The 5,541-nt window shown below is 35.5% G+C and carries 6 protein-coding genes; 3 read left to right on the top strand and 3 right to left on the bottom strand.

Annotated features, from left to right (window positions below):
- The first annotated feature begins 636 nt into the window (after nt 1-636).
- On the top strand, nt 637-2,478 hold the full coding sequence (locus F6K13_RS15955) for a serine/threonine-protein kinase (protein ID WP_287243617.1): 1,842 nt from the start codon (nt 637-639) through the stop codon (nt 2,476-2,478).
- A 181-nt stretch (nt 2,479-2,659) separates the two neighbouring features.
- Here the strand turns inward: F6K13_RS15955 and F6K13_RS15960 are convergent, their stop codons facing one another.
- The 3 genes from F6K13_RS15960 to F6K13_RS15970 all read right to left on the bottom strand — a co-directional run bounded on the left by F6K13_RS15960 (nt 2,660) and on the right by F6K13_RS15970 (nt 4,913).
- Nucleotides 2,660-2,914: a hypothetical protein gene (locus tag F6K13_RS15960; RefSeq protein ID WP_124147189.1), complete on the bottom strand. Its 255-nt coding sequence runs from the start codon at nt 2,912-2,914 to the stop codon at nt 2,660-2,662.
- 464 nt (nt 2,915-3,378) lie between these two features.
- Nucleotides 3,379-3,984 (bottom strand): alpha/beta fold hydrolase, encoded by a 606-nt coding sequence (locus tag F6K13_RS15965; RefSeq protein ID WP_124147190.1) that lies wholly within the window; start codon nt 3,982-3,984, stop codon nt 3,379-3,381.
- Nucleotides 3,985-4,346: 362 nt separating this feature from the next.
- Entirely contained in the window at nt 4,347-4,913 is a 567-nt protein-coding gene (locus tag F6K13_RS15970) for a DUF1802 family protein (RefSeq protein ID WP_124147191.1), read from the bottom strand.
- Nucleotides 4,914-5,019: 106 nt separating this feature from the next.
- Between F6K13_RS15970 and F6K13_RS15975 the strand changes: the two genes are divergently transcribed.
- Both F6K13_RS15975 and F6K13_RS15980 read left to right on the top strand, forming a co-directional pair.
- The gene (locus F6K13_RS15975; protein ID WP_275670446.1) at nt 5,020-5,154 is read left to right on the top strand and encodes a hypothetical protein; all 135 of its coding nucleotides are present in this window, start codon (nt 5,020-5,022) and stop codon (nt 5,152-5,154) included.
- 88 nt (nt 5,155-5,242) lie between these two features.
- Nucleotides 5,243-5,541 (top strand): hypothetical protein (locus F6K13_RS15980; protein WP_287287823.1); only part of this gene is annotated, 299 nt, incomplete at its 3' end.

Below are 5,541 nucleotides of genomic sequence, written 5' to 3' on the forward strand. Positions count from 1 at the left end.
TTAAAAGCTTATAGCTGACAGCTTATAGCTGAATGCTTACTTATTTTTAGATATCATCTGCTATAAGCTGTCAGCTATAAGCTTTTATGAGGGGATCTTAATATATAGACTTTAAAGGCCTTTTATATTAAAATTTAATTCTTATTCAATTAGTAAAGCTTTTATCTATAACTAAAAAGAAGCAATAGCTGATGGCTGATAGCTGACGGCTGTTTGCGCAGCATTCCGGAGGAAATGCTTACAAAAATAAGATATTGGTAAAACTGATAAGTAATATTAAACTTGTCAAATGAAATGGCAAATTTTGTTCATTCTATTATCCATTAGATGCTTAATCTGTTAATATTATCTTTGTCTATTATAAATTTAACAACCAACAGTTGCTTCGGTGTCTATAATTGTTTGGGAATAGTTAAAGGTAAAGGATAGTAGCTTCTTTTAGCATCCTCATCCACTTTTATCTTCTTCCTTCTTTCTTCCCTGCTGACTCCTGACTCCTGACTCCTGACTCCCCCGTCATTTTATTTATAAGTAATCAACCGGACATGGACATAATATAACTACTAATTCAAAGCTACAATATTTAAGGTTCAATTTTTTGTCCAATGTATCAAAGGTCTAAAAAAATTACTAATTATGACGAATCTGCCAGAGTTTTTTAACCAACGTTATCAAGTTCAACAAGAACTAGGTTGTAATCCAAATGGAGGTCGCATTACTTATTTATCAACTGATACTACGACAAAAACACCTGTTGTAACTAAACAATATCAATTTGCCAATTGGGCAGAATATGATAGTTATCATCGAGAAATTGAACTACTCCAACAACTCAATCATTCTAGTATTCCACGTTATCTAGATTCATTTGAAACAGAAAATGGCTTTTGCTTAGTACAAGAGTACAAAAATGCCCCCTCTCTTGACCCAACAAAGCATTGGACAGTAGCAGAAATTAAACAAATTGCTCAATCAGTATTAGAAGTTTTAGTTTACCTACAACAGCAAGTACCACCAATTATTCATCGGGATATTAAACCAGAAAATATCTTAGTTGAACGCAACGTTACTCAACTAAAAGTTTACCTGGTAGATTTTGGATTTGCCCGCAGTGGGTATGGTAATCTAGCAATTAGTAGTGCAGTCAAAGGCACTTTAGGATTTATGCCACCAGAACAATTGTTCAACAGGGAACTCACAAAAGCATCAGATTTGTACAGTTTAGGTGCAACTTTAATCTGTTTATTAACTAATACAAAATCCAGTGAAATCGGCAAATTAGTTGATGATAGCTATCGAATTAATTTTAAGAAATTACTGCCAAAACTAGAACCAGCATTTGTTAATTGGCTAAAAAAAATGCTGGAACCAAATTCAAAACATCGCTTCCCCAATGCTGAGATTGCTCTCCAAATGCTGAAATCTATTGATGATGGAGAAAATATGAGAACGAAAACAATGCAATTTGGGATGAAAAAAACTAGGAAAATATTTGCTGGAGTAGCAACAATTAGTTTGTGTTTAATAGCATTTTCTAGTACCATAGCAGCACTAACAACCTGGGGTGAAAATAAATGGTTAAATTCTCAGATAGATCTAGAAAAATCTCGTTCTAATGCGAGAAAGCAGCATTTGCAGCAAGTTTTATTGCAAACAGGTCAGTGTCCTCGGTGTGAGTTAAACAATGTTAACTTAGCTTATGGAAACTTGAAAAATGTCAACCTCAAAGATGCTAGTCTAGAAGGTGCCGATCTCAATAATGCTAACCTCGAAGATGCCGATCTATGGAAAGCAAGTTTGGGAGGTATTAATCTTTCATCTGCTAATTTATCAAATGCTGACTTGAGAGGTGCTAAACTCAGATACGCAAATTTACAGTCTGCTAACCTATGGAGTGCTAATCTAGGGTATGCTAATCTGTGGAATGTGAACCTGAGTCAAGCAAATCTTAGAGATACTAATTTGTGGGGAGCTAACTTTGGTTATGCCAAGCTAGAAAATGCTAACCTGAAAAATGCTAATCTTTTGGGAGCAAATTTATTTAATGCTGAGTTAGAGAATGCCGATCTTGAAAATGCGAATTTGAAGAATGCCAAGTTAGATGGTGTTAATCTCAAGGGTGCTAAGTTAAAACAGGCTAATCTTAAAGATGCTATACTGGCAGGATATACAGGTCATGGCTATCGCAGCGTGAATTTAGAAAATGCCGATCTCGAAAGTGCTAATCTCGAAGGTAGTAATCTCAAAAATGCTAATTTACTGGGTGCCTACTTGAAGAATGCTAATCTTAGGGAAGCTTCTCTCGAAGGTGCGGACTTACGGGGTGCAAATCTTACGAATGCTAATCTCAGCAAAGCCTATTTACGAGGTGCTAATCTTCGTGGTGTCAACCTTCGCGGTGCGAAACTGGACACTGCAAATTTCCGAGATACTGACCTTAAAGGTGCAATCATGCCTGACGGTAGTATTCATCCTTAATTATCATTATAATGTTTGCTTAATTAGTTATCAAAAAACTACTCCATCTATTCTCTATTATAGCAGAAGGAAGAAGGAAGAAGGCGTTTAGTTATCTAGGAAAGAAGAAAAAATCTAGCGTTGCCTGAGTTTTAAGCTTTTGATATGTCCTCACCTTTCCTTCCACTGCTATACCAGTTTTTTATACCGCATTTTTCAAGATAGTAAGGTACAGTTTTCTATTAAAATCTATTCTTTTGTTTGTGTTGTCTAATACTTCAGCATTTTGTACCTGATCAAACAGTAAACTGCTATAAGTATTAAATCGAATATAATACCAATTTGATAAATATTTGCTACAAATAATATCAAATCCGGTAGCATGGGTGTAATTAGATGGGGAGATGGGGAGATGGGGATATCGAGAAATATTTGGTAATGGTTGAAGATGGAACATTTTTTTATACCGAATTAAACGGATTTGATATAACTAGGTTATTTCTTAGGAGTCACTCCTCAGGTAGGGGAACTGTCGGATTGGCGACGTACAGAATAAATAGCTTTGATACCATTTATTAGGTCGGAATTTATCTTTTTTGAGTTGTGAGATATTGTAGATTTTAGGAAACAGGGAACAGGGAATAGGCAATGAGAAATACTAAAGCAATAAAATTATCGCGAATGATTTAGGATTGCTATAATTAATATTAATTAATATATTGATTATTAGGGTTATCCTACAAAACAAATGTTGAAAAAAGGGAACAATTCAAAGGGGAATAATGAAATATTTTGTATCTATTTTTTGAGATTTTTACAAATTACTTATAATGACCATATTAGGAGTATTTAATCATCTAAATTAATTCATATTTAAGCATTTTAATTATATTTCGAGCATCCCCTACATATTTATATAAATTACTTATTTCTACAGCTTTCAATAAATTTAATTAAATGTTTGTGAAATTCTTCCGTTTCTTTCATATAACAAGCATGACCAGCATTAGTTAGAATAACTTTTTGAGAATTTGGCATTAGTTTTACTAACAGATCTGCTTGTACTAGAGGAACTATACGATCATTACTTCCCCAAATAGCTAATGTGGGTAATTCAATTCCTTCTAATTGATTCTGGAAACGTTGAATTCCCACGGTCGCAATCGCGACAAAACCTGCTAATTTATCTCCATGATTAATCACAAAAGGAAAGCTATAACTTCCACTCATAGAAGGAGATACTAAAACTGGAAGATTTAATTTTAAAATATTTAATAATTCTAGTAAAAAACTTACGCTAGAAACTGATGTTCTTTTAGAACGACCATACCCGGGAATATCTACAGCAACTGCTCGATAACCTGTCATAGCTAAAAGTTCAAGAGTCCCAATTTCTTGCCATGTCTGAGCGCTAAAACTTGCCCCATGTAACAAAAGTACACTAACCGAATTTGTTGGGCCTGTTTCAAGATAATGAATCCGAGCGTTTTCCAGATTCAGATATTGAGAATTAATATTGGTATTCATAGTTTGATTAATGATAATTTCATTATCTTACAGTAGTTTGTAATACCAATTTCATAAAATATTGCTACATTCATGGAAGAATGAGCACCGGAACTAGGAGTAGGGAGAGGGAGCAGAGAAAGAGAAGTATAGTAAGCATTTCCTACGGAATGCTGCGCAAACAGCTATTAGCAGTCAGCTATCAGCAATTAGTAATGAATAATTACTTCTAAGATTGAGTCCGGGGACTTTGGCAGTAAATTTTTATTCTTTCTCAATTTCAAAGGTTGCTTTTACCTTTCCCAAAATTAATAGCTGATAGCTGATAGCTGATGGCTAAATGCTCTTACGAAGTATATGAAAAAAGATACTTTAAATCTAAATTATTCGGTAAAAATCTGACAAATTTCTGTGGATAAACTTTGATAACGATCGTCAGTAAAAACAGGAACTGAGTTAGTAATATTAATTGGTCTAACTAACTCTATCCAGGAACGACAGCTTCCATATTCGCGACGATAAAAAAAATCACAGCTTCGGGAAAGTTTATAAGTTCTTAAAAGTAAAATATACAGTGGTTGTTGAGGTTTCCATTTTAGGCGATCGCTGACAAATTTTTCATTCCAAATATGATAAACAAACAACTTATTTAAGATAGATTCATCACTCACTGGCAAAATATGAGTAATCTCAGCAAAACTACTAATTTTTATCTTCTCAGGATGCCAACCTGAATCTACAACTTGCACCTGATTTACATATTCTGGCTTAAGTAAATCTGGCTGTTGATGTTCAAAAGTTGGATAGAGTAATACCTGTTTATACGCAACAGCAAAACGACCGCCCTGTTCCTGAATACCACCCTTTCTTAACAACATAATTGTGTTGCCTTTTTCTAAAGTATTAATAGCAATATTCCACTCCTTAAGAGCAGCAGTAATAGTTTCCATAATTACCTATTTCTAGCAATTGATAGTGATATACAATCTAGTTAATTATTTATTATAAAACTAACTTTCCTATTTCTGGCTCCTAGAATTGTGTCAAATAGAGACTTTGGAGAAATACTCTATCAGTTCAAATAAACTTTTCTGCTTTATTGAAGAAGGAGACAGGAGACAGGAGACAGGAGGAAAATTACATGGGGATAGTCAACGACCTGCCGCTCCGCGTCTACGCTCCCCCAAGTAATGCGTGAACACCCCCGTTGACGGTGGGGTATTAAACCCACAAAGAAAATGATAAAAGATTAGACCTCTTATACCAAATTAATAAATATTTGCTACAAATAGCTAGGATATTTCTTAGGAGTCAACCCATCTCTAACCCACCCCACCCCCGTCCCTCCCAGGAGGGGAACTCAGTCGGACCGAGTCACACGGGAATAGTTTCAGTACCATTTTTCAGGTCGGAAATCATTCTTTTCTCTTGGTGCGCGTTCCGGAAGCGAGCTGGCGTCGTCGCGGGGTCGCACCGCTCTCTTGGTCGATTGGATATGGCGAGGAGACCCGTTCTTACAGACCCGCTCCGAAGATCGCCATCCCACCCTACGGGAAGCTCCGAAGATCGACCGCTTTG

It is taken from the genome of Okeania sp. SIO2B9 (assembly GCF_010672505.1).
Classification (GTDB): domain Bacteria; phylum Cyanobacteriota; class Cyanobacteriia; order Cyanobacteriales; family Microcoleaceae; genus Okeania; species Okeania hirsuta.